At 68.5% G+C, this 19,710-nt stretch carries 27 protein-coding genes; 7 read left to right on the top strand and 20 right to left on the bottom strand.

The window, feature by feature from the left end:
- Nucleotides 1-371: 371 nt before the first annotated feature.
- Complete coding sequence (locus V3C34_RS17685) at nt 372-863, bottom strand: hypothetical protein (RefSeq protein WP_346008629.1); 492 nt, start codon at nt 861-863, stop codon at nt 372-374.
- 96 nt (nt 864-959) lie between these two features.
- Between V3C34_RS17685 and V3C34_RS17680 the strand changes: the two genes are divergently transcribed.
- Nucleotides 960-1,187, top strand: a complete 228-nt coding sequence (locus V3C34_RS17680; RefSeq protein ID WP_346008628.1) for a DUF2188 domain-containing protein — start codon at nt 960-962, stop codon at nt 1,185-1,187.
- A 50-nt stretch (nt 1,188-1,237) separates the two neighbouring features.
- Here the strand turns inward: V3C34_RS17680 and V3C34_RS17675 are convergent, their stop codons facing one another.
- The 13 genes from V3C34_RS17675 to V3C34_RS17615 form a co-directional block, all read right to left on the bottom strand.
- Nucleotides 1,238-1,957 (bottom strand): GAF and ANTAR domain-containing protein, encoded by a 720-nt coding sequence (locus V3C34_RS17675; RefSeq protein WP_346008627.1) that lies wholly within the window; start codon nt 1,955-1,957, stop codon nt 1,238-1,240.
- Nucleotides 1,958-2,133: 176 nt separating this feature from the next.
- Nucleotides 2,134-2,403, bottom strand: a complete 270-nt coding sequence (locus V3C34_RS17670; RefSeq protein WP_346008626.1) for a hypothetical protein — start codon at nt 2,401-2,403, stop codon at nt 2,134-2,136.
- 117 nt (nt 2,404-2,520) lie between these two features.
- On the bottom strand, nt 2,521-2,646 hold the full coding sequence (locus V3C34_RS17665; protein WP_346008625.1) for a hypothetical protein: 126 nt from the start codon (nt 2,644-2,646) through the stop codon (nt 2,521-2,523).
- Nucleotides 2,647-2,653: 7 nt separating this feature from the next.
- Nucleotides 2,654-3,046 carry a hypothetical protein gene (locus tag V3C34_RS17660; RefSeq protein WP_346008624.1) on the bottom strand — a complete coding sequence of 131 codons (393 nt, stop codon included), beginning with the start codon at nt 3,044-3,046 and terminating at the stop codon, nt 2,654-2,656.
- 98 nt (nt 3,047-3,144) lie between these two features.
- Nucleotides 3,145-3,414 (bottom strand): hypothetical protein, encoded by a 270-nt coding sequence (locus V3C34_RS17655; protein WP_346008623.1) that lies wholly within the window; start codon nt 3,412-3,414, stop codon nt 3,145-3,147.
- A 27-nt stretch (nt 3,415-3,441) separates the two neighbouring features.
- Complete coding sequence (locus V3C34_RS17650) at nt 3,442-4,041, bottom strand: hypothetical protein (RefSeq protein ID WP_346008622.1); 600 nt, start codon at nt 4,039-4,041, stop codon at nt 3,442-3,444.
- A gap of 22 nt (nt 4,042-4,063) precedes the next feature.
- Nucleotides 4,064-4,813, bottom strand: a complete 750-nt coding sequence (locus tag V3C34_RS17645; RefSeq protein WP_346008621.1) for a ParA family protein — start codon at nt 4,811-4,813, stop codon at nt 4,064-4,066.
- 105 nt (nt 4,814-4,918) lie between these two features.
- Nucleotides 4,919-5,326 carry a single-stranded DNA-binding protein gene (locus V3C34_RS17640; RefSeq protein WP_346008620.1) on the bottom strand — a complete coding sequence of 136 codons (408 nt, stop codon included), beginning with the start codon at nt 5,324-5,326 and terminating at the stop codon, nt 4,919-4,921.
- A 113-nt stretch (nt 5,327-5,439) separates the two neighbouring features.
- Entirely contained in the window at nt 5,440-5,628 is a 189-nt protein-coding gene (locus V3C34_RS17635; protein WP_346008619.1) for a hypothetical protein, read from the bottom strand.
- Nucleotides 5,625-5,930: a hypothetical protein gene (locus V3C34_RS17630; protein ID WP_346008618.1), complete on the bottom strand. Its 306-nt coding sequence runs from the start codon at nt 5,928-5,930 to the stop codon at nt 5,625-5,627. The genes V3C34_RS17635 and V3C34_RS17630 overlap by 4 nt, the downstream gene beginning before the upstream one ends.
- A 402-nt stretch (nt 5,931-6,332) precedes the next feature.
- Complete coding sequence (locus V3C34_RS17625) at nt 6,333-6,608, bottom strand: hypothetical protein (protein ID WP_346008617.1); 276 nt, start codon at nt 6,606-6,608, stop codon at nt 6,333-6,335.
- Between the two features lie 441 nt (nt 6,609-7,049).
- The gene (locus V3C34_RS17620; protein ID WP_346008616.1) at nt 7,050-8,135 is read right to left on the bottom strand and encodes an ImmA/IrrE family metallo-endopeptidase; all 1,086 of its coding nucleotides are present in this window, start codon (nt 8,133-8,135) and stop codon (nt 7,050-7,052) included.
- A 691-nt stretch (nt 8,136-8,826) separates the two neighbouring features.
- A complete protein-coding gene (locus tag V3C34_RS17615; protein WP_346008615.1) occupies nt 8,827-8,955 on the bottom strand; it encodes a hypothetical protein in 129 nt (42 codons plus the stop codon).
- Nucleotides 8,956-9,460: 505 nt separating this feature from the next.
- Between V3C34_RS17615 and V3C34_RS17610 the strand changes: the two genes are divergently transcribed.
- Both V3C34_RS17610 and V3C34_RS17605 read left to right on the top strand, forming a co-directional pair.
- Nucleotides 9,461-10,294 (top strand): hypothetical protein, encoded by an 834-nt coding sequence (locus V3C34_RS17610; protein WP_346008614.1) that lies wholly within the window; start codon nt 9,461-9,463, stop codon nt 10,292-10,294.
- Nucleotides 10,295-10,319: 25 nt separating this feature from the next.
- A complete protein-coding gene (locus V3C34_RS17605) occupies nt 10,320-10,499 on the top strand; it encodes a hypothetical protein (RefSeq protein WP_346008613.1) in 180 nt (59 codons plus the stop codon).
- A gap of 99 nt (nt 10,500-10,598) precedes the next feature.
- Here the strand turns inward: V3C34_RS17605 and V3C34_RS17600 are convergent, their stop codons facing one another.
- The 6 genes from V3C34_RS17600 to V3C34_RS17575 form a co-directional block, all read right to left on the bottom strand.
- Nucleotides 10,599-12,149 (bottom strand): hypothetical protein, encoded by a 1,551-nt coding sequence (locus V3C34_RS17600; RefSeq protein ID WP_346008612.1) that lies wholly within the window; start codon nt 12,147-12,149, stop codon nt 10,599-10,601.
- Nucleotides 12,150-12,351: 202 nt separating this feature from the next.
- A complete protein-coding gene (locus tag V3C34_RS17595) occupies nt 12,352-12,570 on the bottom strand; it encodes a hypothetical protein (RefSeq protein ID WP_346008611.1) in 219 nt (72 codons plus the stop codon).
- A gap of 59 nt (nt 12,571-12,629) precedes the next feature.
- Nucleotides 12,630-14,264 (bottom strand): hypothetical protein, encoded by a 1,635-nt coding sequence (locus V3C34_RS17590; protein WP_346008610.1) that lies wholly within the window; start codon nt 14,262-14,264, stop codon nt 12,630-12,632.
- A gap of 26 nt (nt 14,265-14,290) precedes the next feature.
- The gene (locus tag V3C34_RS17585) at nt 14,291-14,965 is read right to left on the bottom strand and encodes a hypothetical protein (protein WP_346008609.1); all 675 of its coding nucleotides are present in this window, start codon (nt 14,963-14,965) and stop codon (nt 14,291-14,293) included.
- On the bottom strand, nt 14,962-15,987 hold the full coding sequence (locus tag V3C34_RS17580; protein WP_346008608.1) for a peptidoglycan DD-metalloendopeptidase family protein: 1,026 nt from the start codon (nt 15,985-15,987) through the stop codon (nt 14,962-14,964). The genes V3C34_RS17585 and V3C34_RS17580 overlap by 4 nt, the downstream gene beginning before the upstream one ends.
- A gap of 41 nt (nt 15,988-16,028) precedes the next feature.
- Nucleotides 16,029-16,256, bottom strand: coding sequence for a helix-turn-helix domain-containing protein (locus tag V3C34_RS17575; protein ID WP_346008607.1), 228 nt, complete (start codon nt 16,254-16,256; stop codon nt 16,029-16,031).
- Between the two features lie 170 nt (nt 16,257-16,426).
- Here V3C34_RS17575 and V3C34_RS17570 point away from each other — a divergent pair, with 170 nt between their 5' ends.
- From V3C34_RS17570 to V3C34_RS17555, 4 genes are all read left to right on the top strand, one after another.
- Nucleotides 16,427-17,101 carry a DUF6668 family protein gene (locus V3C34_RS17570; RefSeq protein WP_346008606.1) on the top strand — a complete coding sequence of 225 codons (675 nt, stop codon included), beginning with the start codon at nt 16,427-16,429 and terminating at the stop codon, nt 17,099-17,101.
- A 38-nt stretch (nt 17,102-17,139) separates the two neighbouring features.
- Nucleotides 17,140-17,331 (top strand): hypothetical protein, encoded by a 192-nt coding sequence (locus V3C34_RS17565; protein ID WP_346008605.1) that lies wholly within the window; start codon nt 17,140-17,142, stop codon nt 17,329-17,331.
- 34 nt (nt 17,332-17,365) lie between these two features.
- Nucleotides 17,366-18,052, top strand: coding sequence for a hypothetical protein (locus V3C34_RS17560; protein ID WP_346008604.1), 687 nt, complete (start codon nt 17,366-17,368; stop codon nt 18,050-18,052).
- A gap of 101 nt (nt 18,053-18,153) precedes the next feature.
- The gene (locus tag V3C34_RS17555) at nt 18,154-19,710 is read left to right on the top strand and encodes a hypothetical protein (RefSeq protein ID WP_346008603.1); all 1,557 of its coding nucleotides are present in this window, start codon (nt 18,154-18,156) and stop codon (nt 19,708-19,710) included.

Raw genomic sequence — 19,710 nt, 5'->3', positions numbered from 1 at the left:
AGCATTTCGGGCGGTGCGTGCACTAGTCATGTTGGACTCCTGGAGTGAAAGGCCGTTGAGGGAACAAACGTTTGGATGCCAGAGTGCCCATGTTACTGGCCCTTCCAGACCGTTGCCGGCTGGGTGTCGATCGACGCGCGAGGCGCTTCTGCTAGGGCGGACCAAGCCCATCGATGGGACGACGACGGCGACGGGCCGCCACTGAGCCGTGACCGGACGGGGCCGGTGGTGACAAGCCTGCTCCCTCAGGGCAGGTAGGAGATCGCGCCAGACCAACCCTGCCGGGACTGGAAGGGGGCAAGGGTTGCGGCCTCGATGGGTACCACGGCTCGCCTGTCCCCCGAAGTGTCGCGGTGCCGCGCTCAGCGGCTTCATGACAATGCGGTGATGAGGTGGTGCAGGCACTTGAGATGCATCACGCTGTCTGGCTCTTGGTCCGCGAACTCGACAATCGACGGGTCCCGGGTCGCCACGAGCAGCTCCCCGGTCAGGATCCACAACGCGAGGAGGGCTACACCGAGATCGTCGTGGTCCCGTGCGCAGAGCAACAGGTCCTCCAGCTCGGGGGCGCTAGCGGTAATGGTGGCTACTGGGTCCGGCCCGGAGCCAGCCGCGTGTTGAGCGCGAGCTTGGCCGATGACTCTGCCGAGTTCGGCAAGCGGCACGCCCTTCGCGTGCTCGTGCTGCGTCAAAGACGCGAACGCCAACACCGCGTACTTGCCGAATCGATCGGGCAGGCGTAGACATGTGCCGGAACAGAACTGGCACGGCAGATACCCATCGAGGAATGTCTCCGTGGCCGGATGCGCGATGTTCAGGTTGTAGCAACGTGAACACCACACCACGTGCTGCTCACTCCCCATCCTGACAGTGTCCCGGATGGTGCAATCCTTCTGTCACCCCCATTCCGAGGGGTGGGACTCATCGACTTGCTGAACCGATGAAAAGGAGATCCTGCGATGGCGAAGAAGAAGAATATTCACACAGTGCCGGCCGGCGGTGGATGGGCGAATCTTCGTGAGGGCGCGCAACGCGCATCGAGCACGCACGCGACGAAAGCCGAGGCACAAGCGGCTGGTCGTGCGGCGGCCAAGAAGGACGCCGTCGAGCACTTGGTGCACAAGAAGGACGGCACGATCGGGGAACGAAACTCGTATGGCAACGACCCCAACCCGCCGAAGGGCTGAGCCGGGGGCATCGTCAGGCTCGTTCACCTGCCCTTGGCGGGGCAAATGAGTCACGAGTCGCGCCCGGGACCGTGGAGCAGGAGGCCGTACGTGGCATTGGCGGTGTCGATGAGTTCCTGAGCCAGGTCACGCATCTTGATGTTGCTCGTGGTAGAGACCCGCACGAGGAACTGAAAGGCGTGGTCCTCGGTGATCTGGTAGCGCTCCATGACCAGCCCGATGGCTTGGCCGATCGCCTTGCGGGTGGCCAAGGCTTCGTTGAGCTGATCCTCACGTCGAGCATGCCCCAGGGCCGTGGCCGCGTGCGCCGCGAACAACTCTGCGGTGTGGACAACATCAGGATCGATGTGATCCGTCGTGGTGGCATAGAGATTGAGCCCGCCGAGCGTCTCGTCCGCCATGTACAACCGCAGACCCATCTGGGCTTGGACCCCCATCTGCACGGCGCGCGGGACGTAGTTCGGCCATCGCTGGTCATGACGTAAACCGTTGGCGATCGTGACCGGCTCGTCCTCGATGGCGTGCAGGCAGGGCCCCTCGCCGACGGAGTACTGCACCGCGTCGAGCTCCCACACCAGTTGATCGGTGCCCGCTTTGGTCTCGACCTCCCCTTTGCCGCTGACGATCGAGATCCCGACGTGGTCGATCCCGGGCAGTGAGCGGGCAGCTGTCTGCACGATGCTGTCGAGGGTGTCAGCCAGATTCTCGTGAACATTGATGTCTCGAGCGGCTTGGGCCAGCGCATCAGCAATCGGCGAATGGTCTTCCATAGACGTTCCCCGGCGTCGAAGGGAGGACGAACAACCCGCACGTCAGGAACACATGGCGTCCGACGATGCACGACCCCGTCAAGCTGCGCGCCAGCTCGACCCAGCCAACGGTATCGCCAACAGGAAGAACGGGCCTGTCGACGACCGGGCTTGTGGCCGGGTAGTGAGCCAGGGGTTCAGCGGTTGTGGTGCCTGATCGTCGCGGATCGGGCGGCGCCCGCCACGACGGCCGCCACGGCCACGAAGCTGAGTGCCCCGCCGGCCGCCATGACGAACCATCCCGCGTAGTTGAGACCTTCCTGCTGTTGGATCAGGTGGTGTCCCGTGGGCGCGACCGTGGCGAGGAGCCACGGGAGCACAGCGCCCCCGATGATGAGGATGGCAGCACTGACGCCCATCCCGGCTGCGAAGATCAGGCCGTCGCGCTTGCTGGTTTCGTTGCTCATCTGTCGTACTCCTTCGCGTCTGGCCGTCTTGACGGCCGGGCATGGGTGTCGGTGCTCATCGCTAGTTGCTGCCTCCTCTTCCTGCACCGACCCGGCGGGAAGAGGGGGCCACCTTCGTCAGTGGTCGTCCTCCTTGTTGACGCGCGGGTGGTGCTGGCACGCGCACCCTCGGTAGTCCTGCTGCGGGTGCTTGGTGTCGTAGCAGTGCGTGTGGTCGCCGTCGCGGCACTCGGTGCACACCATGAGCGGCTCACGAGTCCTGGGTGTCGGGCCACGGGTGGAGGGAGCCCGGCCGGTCGAAGCGCACGATTCGAGGCGCGCCACCCTCGCTCTCCTCGATCACGGGCACGGAGTCCTCGTGGCTGCCGGCGGCGTGGGCGATGGCGGCGAGGACGAGGTTGAGGTGCTCGCGGTCGAGGCCGCTGACCGCATCTCCCAGGGCGACGGGGTGCTCGGCGCTGGCCAGGGACGCGGCCAGGTCGAGCACGCGCAGTTCTCCCCCGGAGAGGTAACCACCGGCCGCGGCCGCCTCGGTGTTGAACCAGTACCGTCCGCGGTCGGCGTCGTGCTCGACCCACGGGCCGGTGAGCAGTGGGGGCCCGAAGCGGATGAGCAGCTCGGCGGCCGCGGTGAGCGTGTACATGCCTTCAGCCCAGGCCCGCAGCCCTTCGGCTCGGTCAGTGAGTTCGGTCATCATCTTCCCCTTCGTTTGTGTGGATTCTTTCGGTGGGCACCGACAAGTCACAGGTCGTCGTACATCTCATCGGGCGGCACGCCGAGGCGACCGGACTTGCGCATGACGCGCAGCGCGAAGCGGTGCCGGGCGGCGTAGGCCTCTTCGCAGGCGGCGTAGCCGTCGTCCAGGCCGGCGGCGCGGCCCGACTCCCACCCGGCCATGAACAGGTCGAACTGCTCGGGGGTCAGGCTCATGACGTCGAGCGCGCGGTTTGCGCGGGCGACGGGCTCCTCCCCCGCCGGGTAGTCCAGCTCGAAGTGGTCTTCTGGCTCCATGACGGCCCCCCTTCCTCCTGCTCCGGGTCAGCGGCGCAGCCGGTTGGGCAAGCGCGCCGGCGGCGTCGGCAGCGTGCCGCCGCAGCGGTCGCGGGCTCGTTCGACGGCGGCCGCGATCGCGTCGCGGCACCACGCGCTGACCGAGGGCCACCGGTCTGCGGCTTGGTCCTGCGTGATGGCCTGGTGCACGCGCTCGATGGTGGCAGCTGACAGGTTGAACGACCGCGATGCGCCGGTGCGGGTGTCCGCTCGAACGACGGGGCGGGCGAGCTGCGCCCGCTGGCCGGCGGTGCGGGCGGCGTGCGCGTCCAGCGCGGCGCCGATCCACGCGGCAAACGTGTCGGCCTGACCGCCGGCCTGCCAGTCCGCGAGATAGGCGCCCTTGGCCTGCCCGAACAGGTCGGATGGGAAGTAGATCGCGTGCCGCACGATCGTGTCGCCCCCTGCGCTCGTCACGGGCGGCGCCGTGCTGTTCTTCTGCGGTTCGGCGGCAGATTCCTGCACGGATTCCTGCACGGGTTCCGGCATAGGAGCTGGCTCTGGCACCTCGGGCGTGCTTGTGCTCGCGCTGTGGGCGATGGCGGCGCTGTTGCGGCCGCCGAGGCTGGCGCGGCGTGGCTTGCTCATGGCTCTCCTTCGTCGATCTCGTCTAGGTGGTGATGATCTGGGCCATGGCGGCCTCGTAGTCCTGCGCGATCCCCGAGCCGGGCGCGTAGCGGCTGACGGGCAGCCCGGCCGTGTAGGCGTCGCGGGCGGCGACGGCCTCTCTGATGGGAGTGGTGACCCGACCGGCGTGCGTGGCCTCGAGCTCTGCGACGACCTCGCGGTCGAGCAGGCGCCGGCCGTCGTAGCGGGTGGGGACGACCCAGTGCACCTGTGCGCCAGGTCGCAGGCGCGGGGCGACCCGTCCGGCGATCACGTCGTCGAGGCGGCCCAGTTGGTCGTACGCCTCGGTCTCGCAGGCCACCGCGGCGACGATGACGTCGGCGGCCGCCAGCGCAGCCAGGGTGAGCATGCCCAAGGCCGGCGGGGTGTCGATGACGACGTCGTCCCACTCCCCCGCGATCATCGGGAGGTAGTCGCGCAGGGAGACCAGGACCTCGGGCAGGTGGTCGATATCGGTCAGGTCGTGAGTTCCGGCCAGGACGTCAACGCCGGGCACACTCGGTGACGCCACCGCGGCCTCGCGGGCGCTGGCCTTGCCCACGAGCACGTCCGCAGCGACCGCGTCGACCTCGGTCTCATCGGTCAGACCGAGCCGGCGACTGAAGTTTCCTTGCTGGTCGACGTCGACCGCCAAGACCGTGCGGCCTCGCGCAGCCAAGGCCGCCGCGACCTCCGCCGCGGTGGTGGTCTTGGTCGATCCGCCCTTGCTCAGGGCGACCGCGTAGACGGCCATCTGTCTCCTCCGCTTCCCTGCCGCACCGTGCGGCTCGTCTCTCTAGTCATTCTCGTCGATGTGGTCTGTAGTGGCGAAGGGGGCCGCGTGGCCCCCTTCGTGGTCTCAGCCCTGCCAGTCGTCCGCAGGCGGCGTGGCGGCCGCCGGGCTCTGCTTCTGAGCCTTGGTGACCTGCGCGCGCTGCCACTTCAGGCTCGGCGCCAGGCTGTCGGCGACGACGGTCTGGCCGGTGCGCTCCTGCCCGGTGTCCTTGTCGGGCCACCGGTCGGTCACGACGTGTCCGACGACGTCGACGCTCATCCCCTGGCCCAGCGAGGCGGCCGCGTTGGTCCCGAGGGCTCCCCAGGCCTGCACGCGGTAGACGTTGGGCTCGGCGTCCTCCCACGTTCCACTCTCGCGGTCCAGTCGTCGGCGGTTTTCGATGATGCGCAAACGGGTGACCTCGCGGCCGCTGGGGATGCGCACGACCTCGGGGTCGGCGGCGAGGTTGCCGGTGAAGGTGGTGGTGGCCATGACGTTCTCCTTGCGGGTCGGTGGTGTGGTCTGACGTGTGTGTATGTTCACTATAGCGGATATGGTCATTGTGTTCTGGGTGTGTGTCCCGATCAGGGCTCGCCTCCCCCCGGTCACGCTCCTCCCACTCCGGCCTCGGCGGTGCAGGCGGGTCGGCACCGTTCGCCGGCTTCTGCGCCGCACTCGTCGCAGGGCCAGTCGAGCGGGTCACCGTCCTGCCCCCACTGCCCTGTCGGCGTGGCGTCGTACAGCTCCGGGTGCTGCTGCTCGTGGGCCAAGCCCTCGTCGCCGGCGTGGCTCATGCCCTCACCGCCTGCTGGGCCTCGACCGCGTCCAGCATGCGCTTGAGCCGCTCGAACGGTCGCACCTCGGAATGGACGATCCGGCTTGCGCTCAGGTCGCCTCGGGCCAGGTCGGCGGTTGCGGTCTCGAGCATGACGACGATCACGGCGTTGCAGTCCCTGCGCACCTTCGCCGACCATTCCTGCCCGGCTTGCCACGTCTGGGCGCTCGGTAGCGGGTGCGTCTGACGGAATGCGTCGGGCATCTGAGCCCATGCCTGCTCGACGTCCTGTTCGGTCACGGTGCGTGTCTGTGTGTTCATCGGGTGCCTCTCCTTGTCCTCGGTGCGGGTGGTCGGTCCGCGGTGTCTGCCGTGTTGGTGTGTTCAGTCTAGCCTATCTGTTCATTATGGTCTAGGTGGTCTGGGGCTGACTTGTACTACGTACACTGCTCGTTGTGCGTCTCGGGGTGGTTCCCGTGTCGCCGTGTTGATGGGCCACCCTTCGCTCTCGCGGGGGGTGGCCTCCTTCGTTCGCTACCTGCGGCCATCCGCAGGGACACCGCGGCGCCGGGGATCGCTTGCCCCAGGGCGCTGCGCATCGCGTCGGCGGTCTGCTTCACGTCGAGGTTCGTCGGTGCGGTGGTCATTGTGTTCCTCCTGGGGTGGGTGGTCTGTGTCGTCAAACGATGTGAAGGGGGCCCGGCTCGACCCCCTTCGCGCTGGTCACTGCTGCCAGTCGTCGTCCTCCCATGCCAGATGGGCGACGGGGCGGTCGTTGCCGTCGACGCGCTTGTCCTCGGCCTCGGGGAACCACCACGCCTCGACGTAGCGGTCGGTGGTGTTGACCTGGGTGAGCGCGGCGCGGAAATGGGTGCCCTCGTGCATCCGCAGGGCTTCGCGCACGATGACGGCTGCGTCTTCGCTGCTCTTGGCTCCGATGACGTCGAAGACCACGGGCACCATGTGCTCCGGCGTCTGGTGGGCATTGGTGGCGTCCATCTCTGTTCCTCCTGTGTTGGGTGGTCTGTGTGGTCAATAGGTGAGGTGGCTGCGGGGCTCGGTGGGTGTGGCCTCCCCCCTCATCCCGCCCCCTCCGGGGCAATGGAAGAAATGCGGGCGCATAAGCGCCCGGAGGGCAAGGCCAGGAACCGGCCGTGGGGGAGGAGTTTCCCGAGGAAATCAGCGACGTAGGAGCGCCGAGGGAAAGTCCGGGGGAGCGGCCGGCCCACAGGGCTGGCCTTGCGTGGAGGGCGCGTGCCCGCACGATGGAATGCACCGGAGGCGGAGGGATCTCGGTCCTGGCGCAGCGCGCCGGGACGGTCACAGCTCGACCCGAAGGGTCGAGGCCGCTTGGGGTCTGTCCTGTCGCGGCCGCCAGGCCGCGCCGGTTCTCGCCGCGCAGCGGCGGGCCCGACCCTGTCGGGCCGGGCCCCTGCGAGGTCATGCGGCCAGGTCGGCCGCGATGGTTTCGACGGGCTCGCCGGCCTTGGCCCGTCGCCACGCCTCGCCCTTGGGCTCCAGCCCCGCCTCGCGCAGCGCCGCCGCCAGTGCCTTGTTGTCGGCCTTGGCCTGTGCCCTCTCGGCCTTCGCGGAGCGGGTGACGGTGACCTCTTCCTCACCGAACGCGACCGCGGCCACGGCGTCGAGGACGTGGCACGAATGCTCGTAGGCGACGGCGACCCGCTCGGGGTTTCGGGTCCACTCGGCCGCGTACCGGGCCGATCCTCGGGCCAGCTCTCCTTGACCAAAGGCGGTCAGCAGACCGAACGCGACCGCCTCTGCCTCGGCCTCCATGTCCCCTCGGTGCTCGCCCGCGTAGGGCCGATCCTCGTCGGCTCCGTGCAGCAGCGCGTGCGCGATCTCGTGGGCGAGCGTCTCAACAGCCGCCCACTGCGCGAGCCCGCCGTGCACGACGATCTGGCGGGTGGCGTGGGAGGTGTGGCCACCCTCGGCCATGTCGCGGCCGCTGCGGGTGACGGTCCAACCCTCCTTGGTGATCCACGCGGCCAGTCGCTCGAAGACCTCGCGAGCCTGTCCCTGGGGCAGCTCCGGCGCGCTGTAGGCGCTGTCGCCGCCCTGCCCGTCCTCGTTGACGACGTCGGCGGCGCGATAGGTGCGCTCGATGCGGAAGACGCGGCGCTCCGTGGCTCCGGGGGTGTCCTTGGTGACCTTCTGGCCGGTCGTCGGGTCGACCCACATCGGCAGGGGCCGGGACCAGACGGCCAAGGGGTTTCCGGTCGGGTTGAATCCTCGGCGAGTCCACACGTGGCGCGGGGCGATCTCCTCGGCTGCTGCGTGCATGGCGGAGTCGAACGCGGCGGCCTCGTCGTGCCCCTCGTCGGCGAAGCGGGCCCAGAGCTGCGAGACGATCAGCGCGTGGTTGCTGGGGGAGTAGGCCGGGTGACCAGAGCGCAGGCGCAGGGCTCGAGCGGCCATCGCGGCGGGCCATCCCGCGGGGTTGGCGATGAACGCGGCGGCCTGCTCGGTGATCGCCTCGCGGGTGGCCTTGTGGTCAACCTTGCTCATGGTCTGTTCCTCCTGTGTTGGGTGGTCTGTGTGGTCAATAGGTGAGGTGGCTACGGGACTGGCTCGGTGGGTGTGGCCTCCCCCCTTATCCCGCCCCCTCCGGGGCAATGGAAGAAGAGCGGGCGCATGAGCGCCCGGAATGCAAGCCGGGGAACCGGTCGTGGGGGAGAAGTTTCGGGGCCGGGAACAAGCGACGTAGGAGCGCCGGCCCCGAAAGTTCGGCGGAGCGGGCGGCCCGCAGGGCCTGGCTTGCGTGGAGGGTGCGTGCCCGCACGATGGAATGCACCGGAGGCGGAGGGATCTCGTTGAGCATGTGCGGCGCAGCCGCACCGAAGGGGTCTTGGTCTTGCGAGCGTCAGCTCGGGTCACGTCAGTGACGGCCGTGTTCCGACCTGGTCAAACGTGCTCGTCGGCGAGGCTGCCGGAGGTCGGGCTATCTGCGACCCGGAGGGGAGCCGATAGAACGCAGGTTCTCGATGACCGCGCCTCGTGGCGTTGATCGTTGCAGGGTGGGTTACCGACGACGATCCTGGGGCGTTCACTTGTAGACGTGGGGGTCGGTTTGGCCTGGTTCTTCGGGGGTCCGGCGGTAGACGCTTGTCGGTTGTGCTGGCTACAGTGGTGGAGTAACAACCAGCTAGATAGCGGTGGCGGAGACCGCAGCAACGATCTCCGCCACCTGTGGTTGCGACTAGGAGAGCCAATCCCAGATCGCACGAGAAGCCACGTAAGCGATGACCTGAACGACGGCCTTGAGCACAAAGTGCTTGGGGCCGTCGTCGTTTTTGCCCGGCGGCTTCTCGACGCTCTGCTTGCGCATGGCGCCACCTCCTTCCTTCATCGGGTCGAGACCTTGGTGGCTCGACGAGCTGGGTCGGGCCGTGGAAGGAGGCGTAGGCAACGCTACTGGTGTGGAGCGACACGCTGGTGTCGTCTCGGGGGACGTGTTGGGTCGGTGTGGATCCATGGTCGGTCTCCTGATGTGGTGGGTGCGGGTTGCACCTCTTCATCTGAAAGATCGTCCGGAGGACAGGGTTTGTGGCTGGCATCCCCCTGCCGCGTGGTGGTGGGTCGTGCCTTCCGGCGTCGGGGGGCCCCGAGGGTCCTTCGCCTGCTGTGGTCGACCTGTGCCCCGGGCCGGCTCGTCGTGGCGTTCGTGCTCGTGACGACGCGGCAAGGGCGAGGAGTCTCGGTGGAGAACTCCTCGCCCTTGTCATTGCCCGCCGGTAGGGTCAAGTTGCTGAATTCTTTTCCATGCTGGCGGGGGCAACGCACTCTTTCACAGGGCGTGGTGGCGTCGTTGGCCCAACCCCTTGGGGAGTGCTGTGAAGACGAAGGTGGAGCAGGTGTCGCCGGAGAGGGCGACGGAGCTGTTGCGGAACAACAGCAGTAACCGACCGATCAATCGCCGACGGGTCGATTTGTTGGCTGCGGCCATCAGGGACGCGCAGTGGAAGCTGACGCATCAGGGCGTCGCGTTGTTGCCGGATGGGCAGTTGCTGGATGGTCAGCACCGGCTCCTGGCGATCCAGCAGGCGGGGCAGACCGTGCCGCTGATGGTCACGACCTTGGACGAGGACGTCTTCGATGTCATCGACACGGGGCGCCCGAGGGGGCCGCGGGATGTGTTGGCGCTGGCGGGCATCACGTGGGCGCAGCGGCTGCCGGCAGCGATCCGCCTGGTGGAGCACTACCGCGGCCCGGCCAGTGACTCGATCATGGGTGGCGCGTCGGCGAGGCTGACGAACCACGACTACCTGCGGATTGCGCAGACCCAGCCCGCCTTCGAGCGGATGGCGCCCATGGCGGAGCGGGTCGCGGTGGGGCTGGGTCGTCGTGGGCTGACGACGGGGTTGCTGGCGTCGATGGTTGTCATCGCTGAGGATGCTCCGGGGGCGTCGTCGTCCCAGTCGGAGTTTTGGAACAAGCTCCAGGAGCCGGTCCTGTTGGGCGACGGGTCGCCGATTCTGGCGTTGCGGCGTTGGCTGACGGTGACGTGGCCCGACATCACGCGAGCTCGGGGGCAGATGGCGATGTACGGGACGATCAGGGCGTGGAACGCCTACGCGGAGGGCCGGACGCTGGGCCGGATTCAGGTGCGGCCGGAGAACGGTGCTCCTGAGGTCTCCTCGGGAGCTCGTGCTGAGGAGACGGCCTGAGATGGGGTTTCAGGCTGGTCAGCGGGTGGTGGCGGTCAAGGACTTCGGGGGCGTGATGCGGCCGGTGGTGCCCAAGGGTTCCAAGGGTGTCGTGACCGAGGCTGGGGGCTTGTTCTCGGGTCCTCCGAAGGTGTTGTTCACGATCAAGCGGTTTTTCGGTGACGCGCAGGTCGAGGTGACCGTGGAGGGCCACGAGGTGGCCTGAGGTTGGTTCTGGCCTTGCGACTCGCCCGCCGTGGTAGGCGGGCGAGTCGCGGCGCGTTCGACGTAAGTTTCGACGCGTCATGGCGGGTCGAGGGTGAGATCAATCGTGGGGGAGAGGTGCGACGTCCCTCCAGCACGGCTCGCACACCGCCGACCCAAGGGGCAGATCATCGCGCACCGTGACCGTCGCTCCCACCCGTCCGCAGGCGACGCAGGCGGCGTACAGCTGCTCGTCGAGCGCGTGGTCGCGCAGTTCGATCTGTACCGGGGTGGCCTCGCGGATGCGGGGCGGGCAGCTGGGGCACTTGGCGGCGACGACGCGGCCGGTGAAGGGGTCGGGCTCGACGATGAGCCAGCCGTGGCCGTCGCAGTCGGGTCGGTCGCAGGGCTGGAGCCACGGCGGGACGGCGGGATCGGCACCGACGTCGGCAGGGGGCTCGTCGGGGACCATGTGCTGCGTGAGCCACCACACCCACGCCCCGGGTTCGCGGATCATCTGCGAGGACGTCGGCCACGGGTAGTTGATGTTCCTGGCGACCGCTCGTGCGGTCGCGATCCAGTGCTGCGCGCTCCAGCCGCCCCGCTCGAAGTCGGCCAGGGCGGGCGCGGTGCGCCGCGGCGAGAGCCGCGGCCCGTTCTGGTGCTGAGTCGTAGCCCACCCGAGTGCCTGGGCGATCTCACGAGCCAAGCGTTCCCCCCCGATCGGGTGGCGCGGTCGACGCGAAACGGATTGCCCTTCTTTGTCGAGGCGTCGCGCGGAGCGCGTCCCCTTGGTCGAGCGGAGCGAGACAGGGTTGTGGCTGCAAGTCTCCATAGTCCCAAGGTGAGGAATGCGCTCACCTTGGTTCCTACGGGGTAGGGGTGCGTGATCCACAGCAGCGTCACCGATCGAGGGCTCCTGGACGCCCGCGCAGGCTGGCTGTGGACGAACGACGCCGCTGCCCCTCGTGGGACCTGTGGGCGCCTGTGAGGAGGCTCCACGGCCGTGTGAGGCCATGGCTACCCAGGGTGCGAGCCACGTAGGCACGTGGAACGCGCGCAGGGGCGTGACGCCCCGCTGCCGGCAGCGGGAGCCGTCAGGCATCCGACGTCCCAACCGGCCTTTGTTGCTCAGGAGCGGGCGACGTTCGCTCTCCATCCTCAGCGGACGGGCGCGGCGCAGCTCGCGCAGGACGTCGAGACGACGCTCGGCGATGCGCCAGGCGCGTTGCACCGTCTCCTCGGAGCAGCCCGTCTGGCCGGCGACCCACTTCTTGTGGGCGCGGCATCCCCGGCCGGTGCCGGGATGGGCCTGCGAGGCTGTGACGGTCATGATCTTCATGAACGTCTCCAGGGCGACTCCGTCGCCCAGGTTGGGGGTGCGCAGGGCCTCGGGGTAGTGCCGCAGGTACAGGCGCAGACCGGCCAGCAGGGACCCGGCCGAGGACCAGGCGCGCACGCCGCGGTAGATCCCGGGCTCTTCGGCGACCTTGTAGCGGATGGCCTCGCGGCCGTCGGCCGCGCCCTCGCGTTCGACGACGATCCCGAACGGGACCTTGCGGCGGGCCTGCCACCGGCTGGCCACCGCGGCCGCGTCCCGGGAGGAAACCACCGGCCACAGGACGGAGTCACCTGAGGAGACGTTGGAGACGACGCCAGCGGCCGCGGTCACGAGCTGCACCCGCGAGAGACACGAGGGGCTGGAGTCCGGACGTGGGGATGGTCTAGAGTGGGCAGCACAAAGCCACCTACCTCCTGGGCTGGAGATGGTTCAGATCGGGACCGAGCGTCAACTCAGTCCGCTGCTTCAGACGTTGAGCTCCGGTTGCCGCCGGGGCTTTCGTCATGTCGGGGGGCTTGCCCCGCTCATGTGTCTAGGCGGATAGGCCCTCCAGCGGTCGCTGGCCCACGGCACGGCCGCCGACGGGGACGTTGGGGTCCATGTCGAGCAGTTTCCAGTCGGCGTACTGCTGCATGGTCATGCCGGCATCCCGTGCCCGCTTCCGCAGCTCTTCGCGGCCCTCCGGGGAGAAGCGCAGGAGCACTTGGGCGGCGCGGGCGCGGCTGCGGTGCACGTTCGCTGGAGTACTCATGACGGGAACTCTATGGGCGAGGGCTAGCCAGATACGGCCCATTCGGGTGCGTGTCGTCATCATTTGCTCTTCGTTGTCGAGCCGGCCGTGCTCGGCTTCTTGCTGGTCTTCGTCGCCTTCTTGTCGGTCTTAGGCTTCGGTTTGGCGGTGGTGCTGGGTGCGGTTGGGGTGATGGTGTCGCCGGCGTCGTAGGGGTGGCCGGGGTCGGGTTCGAGCGCGTAGAGGCGCGTGGTCTGGTCGCTGTTGGCGATGATCAGCCCGCGTCCGTCGTCGGTGGTGGCTACGGGCACGCCGGCTGGGTCGTCGACGGGCTCGTCGATCTTGCGGGCGTGGTCGAGCTTCTTGGCGACGTAGTCCTGCGCCCAGGCGGCGTCGTTGGTCATGCCGAGGGTCTTCCAGTCCTCGGGCAGGGCCCGGGTCTTGCCGCTTTCGGCGCGCACGGCGGTGGTGCCGGCGATGGCCCATGTGCCGTCGGGGGAGACGGCGAAGTCGTTGCTGGTGGGCTTGCCGGTGATCTTGGTCTGCCAGACCGGCTTCATCTTGTTCTCGGTGGCGTAGGCGGCGAGCATCGTGGCATCGTCGCCGTAGCTCCAGGAGACGATGAGGGTGCGGCCGGCGACGCCGAGCACTTCTTGGACCTGTGCGCCGTACGTCGGCGGCTGGAGCATGGTGGGGCTGGGAGCGGTCGTCTCGTTCGTCAGGTGCCACCAGTGCCCGACCTCGTCGACGGCGGTCACGACGCCCTTGTCGTCTGCGCGGATGACGTGGGCTCCGGCGGGCACGACGCGCTTCTCCAGGCGGGAGCCGTTAAGGACGAGCGCGGTGTTGGTGTCATCGTTGGCCAGCACAGGCACGGGGCTGCGCGGGACGAGCGTGACGGAAGCTTCGGTGAACTCCCATTCTGTCGGGGACGGTGCAGCGCCGGGTGAGTTGGGCCAGAGGAGGAGCTTGCTGTCCGTGGCGGCGACGACCGCTTCGCGGCCGTCGTAGGAGCTCAGTTGCGGGGCCCCGGTGAGGGAGCCGGGCAGGGGGGAGGCCCACAGCGTGGCGCCGTCGTCTGAGCGGAGCGCGGCGAGGGCCGGGCCGTTGTCGGTGGCCAAGGTGATGATGACGCTGTTCTTGGTCGACAGCACGGAGTTTTCGGCGTCGCTCTGCTCCAGCTCGGGCGAGACCCATGCCGCGCGTCGTGCCCATCCCTGTACGGGCACGACAGGCGCTTCGCCAGCCGGCGCTGCAGTGGGGGTGGAGACGCTCTGGCCGTCGCGGGAACTGAGTGCCCATGCTGCGCCGAGGCCGCCTGCGGCGACGGTGAGCGTGCCAGCGGCGAGGAGTGCGAGGGTGCGGTTGGTTATGCCAGCGGCGTTGAGTCGGCGCTTGCTTTCGGCGGGAGCGTCGCTGGTGTCCAGGTCCCATGAGCGGCCGTCGGCGTGGACGACCATGAGCCAGGTCGTGTCGCTGGTGTCGGTGGCGCTGACCCGGACCGCTCGCATAGGTCGGGTGGCCGCGATCTTGGCGGCGGCGGCCATGAGGCTGGTGATCGGGTCGCCGTCGTCGACGTCGATCGGCTGTCCGTCGAGCTCGCCGTGCATGTGCCCATCGTCGTCGGCGCGCACGCGCACGTTGACGATGGGGAAGGAGGGGATTGAGGACGGGTCGAAGGTCTCTTCGCCGGTCGTCGCGTCGGTCGTGGTCATCGCGGCTTCCCTTCTCGCGCTCGGGGTCAGTAGGTCTGCATGTCGGCCACGCGCCAGGGCTTGCTCTCGCTGGCGCGTCGCAGGGTCACGGCGGTGGTGGTTGTCACGGCATCGCCCAAGGGCTTGCGGCTGCGGCCGTAGGTGGTGACCTCGACCTGCAGGACCCGATCAGTGGTCAGGCCCTTGGTGGGGTCGCCCCCGGAGGGAGTGACGTCGGTGACGGCGGCTTTTGTCCACGCGCCCTTCTTCGTCAGCTGAGCCCAACCGGCACCGCCGGGCAGGCCCTTGGCGACCTCGCGAGCGAGGTCAGGGGTCAGCCAGCGAGCGGCACGGCGCTGCGCGTCGCTGCGGCTGGTGTCGACGTCGGTGTCGATGGTCTCGGTGGTCTGCAGGTAGGCCGCCGCGACGGCAGCAGCGTTGCGTTCGTCGACGCTGCCGGGCTTGGGCAGGTGCCCGCGCGGGGTTCCCTTGGCGGTGGACGGGGGAGTGGTGGCCCTACCTTCGGCCGCGGTGGGGGCACTGCTCGGTGCCGTCGTCGACGAGGTCGAGTCCTGTGCAGGCGTGGAACCCCTGGGCGGGGCGTTGCTCGTGGTGGGGGCCGGGATGCTGGTCGAGGTGCCCGGTGCGGGTTCGTCTCCGCAGCCGGTGGCCATGAGCACGAGAGTCAGGGCCGCGGTCGCGGTCAAGGTCTTGGCGCTCACCATGTGATGCCCTGCTTTCTCATGAAGGGCGTCGGGTCGACCGAGGTGCCGGTCAGCCCGCCGCCGCCTGCTGGTGCGCCGGTGCGGACCTCGAAGTGCAGGTGCGCGCCGGTCCCGACTCCGGTGGAGCCGACCTTTCCGATGGTGTCGCCGGCGTTGACCTTCTGGCCGACGCTGACGCCGATCGCGGACTGGTGGGCGTAGCCGGTACGGATTCCGTCGCCGCAGTTGATGAAGGTGATGTTTCCGTAGCCGCTCATCTGGCCCGCGAAGTCGACGACTCCGCTGCACGCGGCGTGGATCGGGGCGCCGCTGGGTGCGCCGAAGTCTTGGCCCTGGTGGTTGGAGGAGCAGCCGCCGCAGGGGCTGCTACGCGGCCCGAAGCCGCTGGTGGGGATCAGGTGGCTGGAGGAGAGCGGCGCGGCCCATTTGCCGCTGGCCTTGACCGAGTCGCCCAGGAAGGTGCTCATGGTGTTGCGCAGGATGCTTACGTACTTCTGGGTCTCGGCGTAAGGCGGGATGCCGTTGTGCTTGGCCACGGCGCCGGGCCCGGCGTTGTACGCCGCCCACGCCAGCTCAAGGACTGGGGCGCCACTGGCAGTGGCGTACTTCTTCACCTGGGCGACGAGGTCGCACATATAGCGGGCCTGTGCGTTGATCGCGTCAGCGGGGTCGAACGCCGAGGCCTTGCCGTTGCCGTCGACGTCTCGGCCGTAGGACAGCCACGTCGTGGGCATGAACTGGGTCAGGCCCATCGCGCCCACAGGGCTGGTGGCCTTGGGGTTCCAGGCGCTTTCCTGCTGGATCTGCGCTGCGATGGCCGCCGAGGGGATCTCAGCGCAGACCTTGCCGGCGGCCTCGACGTACTCCCGGTACTCCTTGGGGATCTTCGCGGAGTTCAGGTTGCCCAGGAGCGGGTTGCCCATGCTGTTTTCGACGCTCTGCGATCCCTGCATGATGAGCGGGACGAGCACCACCACGAGCAAGGCAAGCGCGACGAGCGCGCCCCCAAAAGCCTTCATCTTCCCCCCTCTGCGCCTGTCGCATCCCTATGTGAGGATGCCTACGGCTGGTCGTTGCGATCATCCGAGGGGGACCACTTTCCGAGCATGACGTCCTGCACATCTGCGCGCCGCAGACGCCATCGTCCTGCGACTCTGTAGCCGGGGAGCTCGCGCCGACTCAACAGTCGGCTGACGGTAGCGCGGTCAAGATGCAGCACGGCGGCGGCCTCATCGGTTGTGAGGCTCGGGCCATAAGCCTGCAGCTCGGGCAGCACGTCGTCCTCCATCGGATGACCTCTCTTGTGGTGGAAGCATCGCACATGATTGGGGCATCATGAGCGTTATTTACTATGTCTATAAAGACGCGAACATGTTTGAACGTGTATTGCTGTGTAGTCTCGTAGTAAGAGGGACGCTATAAGACGCGCACAGGAGACTGTGCACGAAGGGGGGATTTATGTCGGACCTTGGACGGTCCAACCCGTTCCGGCCTGGGGAGGTCCTGGAGCCGGTAGGGGATCGAGATGCGGACCTCATCGCGTTGGACGACCTCGTGCTGGGCCCGACGGGTCAGGCCGAGGGGCCTGTCCTGCCGCCCGGCAGGGGGCGCGCGGAGGGCACTGAGGTCCTGCGCGCGTCTGGCCGACTGGGCTCTGCTCAGGTTGCGGTCGTCGGGTTGCACGGTGGTGCGGGAGCGACGACTGCTCAGCGGGTGCTGCAGCGGTACTCCCTCGACGGCGCAGCGGTCGCGTGGGTGCCCGGCGCCGGGGTCGGTGCCCTTCCCGAGCACGGCGCGGCCGTGCTGGTCGCCCGCACGTCCGGGGTGGGCCTTGAGCGTGCTGCTCAGGCCGCGTGGCAGTGGGGGTCGGGCGACCTGCCGGGTGTGGCCATGGTGGGCCTGCTCCTCGTCGCGGACAGCCCGAAGCTGGCCCGCGAGCTGGTGGCCCCGCTCAAGCGGGTCTCTCGTATGTACCCGCGCACCTGGCGGCTGGAGTGGGTGCCGGAGTGGCACCTGAGTGCCGAGCCGTCCCTTGATCGCGTCCCCCGCCGAGTGGCGGGAGTGGCGAAGAAGGCCAGCAAGTGGGCCACAGAGCGTGGCCTGGAACCCAACCCGAAGGAGCAATCGCTATGAACCCCACGCCTGAGGCACCTCCCGGAGCCGACACATTCATGACCATCATCAACTGGGTGCTGTGGGCTGCAGTCGCCATGGGCGGTCTCGGCCTGATCATCGCCGTCATCCTGATCTTCACGGGTGTCATCGACGGCCGCTCGAGCCAGGGCATCCGCGCCTTCCTCATTGTCTGCGCTGGCCTGGTGATGCTGGGCGCTATCGGACAGATCCTGCGCGCACTGACCTGAGCAGAGAACTCCCACCGAGACGAAGGGACGGCACATGGCCAAGAAGAAGAGGTCCGGAATCGCGTGGATCGCCGCCGCGGTGACGGCGATCATCCTCGCGGCAATCGCGCTTGGCTGGGTGCTGGGCTCCCGAGGCGGGGAGGAAGACCCGCCGGTCGCTACGAGGGGCACGTCCGGTGGCCCCGCGTCGTCGAACTCAGCCGAGGGAGAGACGGACGGCGTCTGCGGCCTGCCGGTCGGCAGCCAGACCGTTCCGGCCACCGGCCCTGAAGCGACGTGGGAGCTGAAGAACGGAATGACCGTACCGACCTCGAAGGACTTCGGGCCCGGCATCGTCAAGGACGGCGACAGGGCCTGCTTCGCGCACAACCCAATGGGAGCTGTGTTCTTCGCTCTCAACCTCCCGGCAGTGGACCCAGAGCACCAGAGCAAGCACTTGAAGGGGGAGGACCCGGACAGCGGGGAGCCGTCGACCTCAGGAGCGACCGGCACCACGGTGCTGACTGTGCGCGGGTTCAAGGTGGAGTCGCCTTCGCCCGATCGAGCAGTCGTGACGATCGCGTATGAGGTCTCGGGCCAGCCGGGATACCAGTCGGGAACTGGAGCCTACGAGTGGTCGGACGGCGACTGGAAGGGCGTTCTTGACGACCCTGTGAACACAACGACGGAGTTCGACCAGCTCTCGACGCTGGACGGCTTCATTGGGTGGGGTCCGAAGTGATTGCAGCGGACTGCAATCTGATCACCAACCCGATGGGGTGTGCGAAGGACACGGCAGGTGACGCGGTCTCAGGTGCTGCGGATTCGTTCATGGAGAGGTTCGTGCAGAGCAGTCTCGATGGTCTTGTCGAGGTTGTCGGCACGTTCGGTACGTCGATGTTCGCCGTGGACTCGCCGAACGTCGGCACCGAGGATGGGCGCGCGTCGGCGACGTTGGCCGCGGTCGCGTCATCGCTGGAGTGGGTCGTTTTCTTCGTGGGGTCGCTGGCGATGATGGCGGCGATCATCCGCATGTTCTGGACGTTGGACGTGGGCACGGAGGGTCGGGTGATCATCCGCATGTTGATCAACGTGGTCGCCTCGAGCTCGTTGGTGATCGGGATGACGACGCTGCTGATCGAGTCGAGTGACAAGTTCTCGCTGTGGGCGTTGTACGCCATATCGGGGTACAAGGAGCAGGACTTGAACTCGGGGGAGAAGTTCTCGAAGGCCTTGCTGGGCGGCAGCATCGTCCAAGACGGCCAGGTTCTGCAGGGCCTCGGGTTGATCGCGATCATCCTCATTCTCGTGGCGGCGGCAGGGTCGATCATGCAGTTCTTGTGGATGATCGTGCGGAGCCCGTTGATCATCGCGACGATGGCTTTCATTCCCTCGTTCGCTGCCTCTAGCGGTTTCCGCACGGGTCAGGAGCGGTTCAACAAGGCGCTGATGTTCCTGTTGGCGTGCATCCTCTACAAGCCGGTCGCGGCGGTGCTCTACGGCTTGGGTCTGCGAATGATGAAGGCGCAGGACGAGGGGAGCGAGCCGCTGCAGCAGTTCATGTGGGGAACCACGCTCCTGCTGCTGGTGGGCATCGCGGGTCCCGCGATGATCAAGTTCTTCGTGGCCGAGGCCGCGGTGGGATCCTCCAACGCCTTCTCTGGTGCCGCAGGTATCGCGGCCGGCGGCGCAGCCGTGTACGGCGCGGCGTCCCTGGGGGCCGCGTTCGCCACGGGCGGCGGCTGGGCCGCCGCTGGGGGTGCCGGTGGCGGCGCTGCGGTAGCAACGCCCCCCGCCGGTGGCGGTGGCCCGTCCCCTTCGTCAGGTGGTGGCGGCGCTCAGCCGCAGGCCCCTGGCGGGAGTGGGGGCGGGATGCCTCAGCTCGCGCCGGGTCCATCGAGCTCGTCGGGCCCGGGCGCTGACGCGAGCAGTGATGGCGCTCCGGCGGGCGCTCCGCCCGCCGATGATGACGGCGGCTCCGATGCGGGAGCAGCCTCGGTTGGCGCGGGCACCTCGGTTGGCGCGGGCACCTCGGGTGAGTCGGGGACCTCGGATGGGTCGGCGGCGTCGTCGTCGACGGGCGCTGCGCGTGGACGTTCGACGGGCGCGGCCGGGAGCACCGCAGCCGGTGGTCAGCGCGAGGAGAGTTCGGCAGGGTCCGGCGCCTCGACCGAGGCGGCGACCCCGGGAGCGGGGACCGACGCCGCGTCGGGAACCGGCGCACCGGTCGCAGGCCCGGCGCAGAGGGCGTCGGGCGGCGCCCGGTTGGCGGGGAGCCGCGCCAAGCGCAGCGCGCAGCGGGGGTGGCAGTCCAATACGGGCGCGGTCACCGCCACGGGTGCCGCGATCGATGAGATGAGCGAGTCGGCGCAGACCGACTCGTCGACGCCGAGGGGATGA

The sequence above is a fragment of the Janibacter terrae genome, from assembly GCF_039636765.1.
Classification (GTDB): Bacteria; Actinomycetota; Actinomycetes; order Actinomycetales; family Dermatophilaceae; genus Janibacter; species Janibacter terrae.
This window is presented reverse-complemented; position numbering and strand designations above follow the sequence as displayed.

Bases quoted from the DNA above. Each gene is read 5' to 3' on its own strand.
- V3C34_RS17685 (WP_346008629.1), bottom strand. From the start codon at position 863: ATGGGGAGTGAGCAGCACGTGGTGTGGTGTTCACGTTGCTACAACCTG.
- V3C34_RS17680 (WP_346008628.1), top strand. From the start codon at position 960: ATGGCGAAGAAGAAGAATATTCACACAGTGCCGGCCGGCGGTGGATGG.
- V3C34_RS17675 (WP_346008627.1), bottom strand. From the start codon at position 1,957: ATGGAAGACCATTCGCCGATTGCTGATGCGCTGGCCCAAGCCGCTCGA.
- V3C34_RS17670 (WP_346008626.1), bottom strand. From the start codon at position 2,403: ATGAGCAACGAAACCAGCAAGCGCGACGGCCTGATCTTCGCAGCCGGG.
- V3C34_RS17665 (WP_346008625.1), bottom strand. From the start codon at position 2,646: ATGGTGTGCACCGAGTGCCGCGACGGCGACCACACGCACTGCTACGAC.
- V3C34_RS17660 (WP_346008624.1), bottom strand. From the start codon at position 3,046: ATGTACACGCTCACCGCGGCCGCCGAGCTGCTCATCCGCTTCGGGCCC.
- V3C34_RS17655 (WP_346008623.1), bottom strand. From the start codon at position 3,414: ATGGAGCCAGAAGACCACTTCGAGCTGGACTACCCGGCGGGGGAGGAG.
- V3C34_RS17650 (WP_346008622.1), bottom strand. From the start codon at position 4,041: ATGAGCAAGCCACGCCGCGCCAGCCTCGGCGGCCGCAACAGCGCCGCC.
- V3C34_RS17645 (WP_346008621.1), bottom strand. From the start codon at position 4,813: ATGGCCGTCTACGCGGTCGCCCTGAGCAAGGGCGGATCGACCAAGACC.
- V3C34_RS17640 (WP_346008620.1), bottom strand. From the start codon at position 5,326: ATGGCCACCACCACCTTCACCGGCAACCTCGCCGCCGACCCCGAGGTC.
- V3C34_RS17635 (WP_346008619.1), bottom strand. From the start codon at position 5,628: ATGAGCCACGCCGGCGACGAGGGCTTGGCCCACGAGCAGCAGCACCCG.
- V3C34_RS17630 (WP_346008618.1), bottom strand. From the start codon at position 5,930: ATGAACACACAGACACGCACCGTGACCGAACAGGACGTCGAGCAGGCA.
- V3C34_RS17625 (WP_346008617.1), bottom strand. From the start codon at position 6,608: ATGGACGCCACCAATGCCCACCAGACGCCGGAGCACATGGTGCCCGTG.
- V3C34_RS17620 (WP_346008616.1), bottom strand. From the start codon at position 8,135: ATGAGCAAGGTTGACCACAAGGCCACCCGCGAGGCGATCACCGAGCAG.
- V3C34_RS17615 (WP_346008615.1), bottom strand. From the start codon at position 8,955: ATGCGCAAGCAGAGCGTCGAGAAGCCGCCGGGCAAAAACGACGACGGC.
- V3C34_RS17595 (WP_346008611.1), bottom strand. From the start codon at position 12,570: ATGAGTACTCCAGCGAACGTGCACCGCAGCCGCGCCCGCGCCGCCCAA.
- V3C34_RS17590 (WP_346008610.1), bottom strand. From the start codon at position 14,264: ATGACCACGACCGACGCGACGACCGGCGAAGAGACCTTCGACCCGTCC.
- V3C34_RS17580 (WP_346008608.1), bottom strand. From the start codon at position 15,987: ATGAAGGCTTTTGGGGGCGCGCTCGTCGCGCTTGCCTTGCTCGTGGTG.
- V3C34_RS17575 (WP_346008607.1), bottom strand. From the start codon at position 16,256: ATGGAGGACGACGTGCTGCCCGAGCTGCAGGCTTATGGCCCGAGCCTC.
- V3C34_RS17570 (WP_346008606.1), top strand. From the start codon at position 16,427: ATGTCGGACCTTGGACGGTCCAACCCGTTCCGGCCTGGGGAGGTCCTG.
- V3C34_RS17565 (WP_346008605.1), top strand. From the start codon at position 17,140: ATGACCATCATCAACTGGGTGCTGTGGGCTGCAGTCGCCATGGGCGGT.
- V3C34_RS17560 (WP_346008604.1), top strand. From the start codon at position 17,366: ATGGCCAAGAAGAAGAGGTCCGGAATCGCGTGGATCGCCGCCGCGGTG.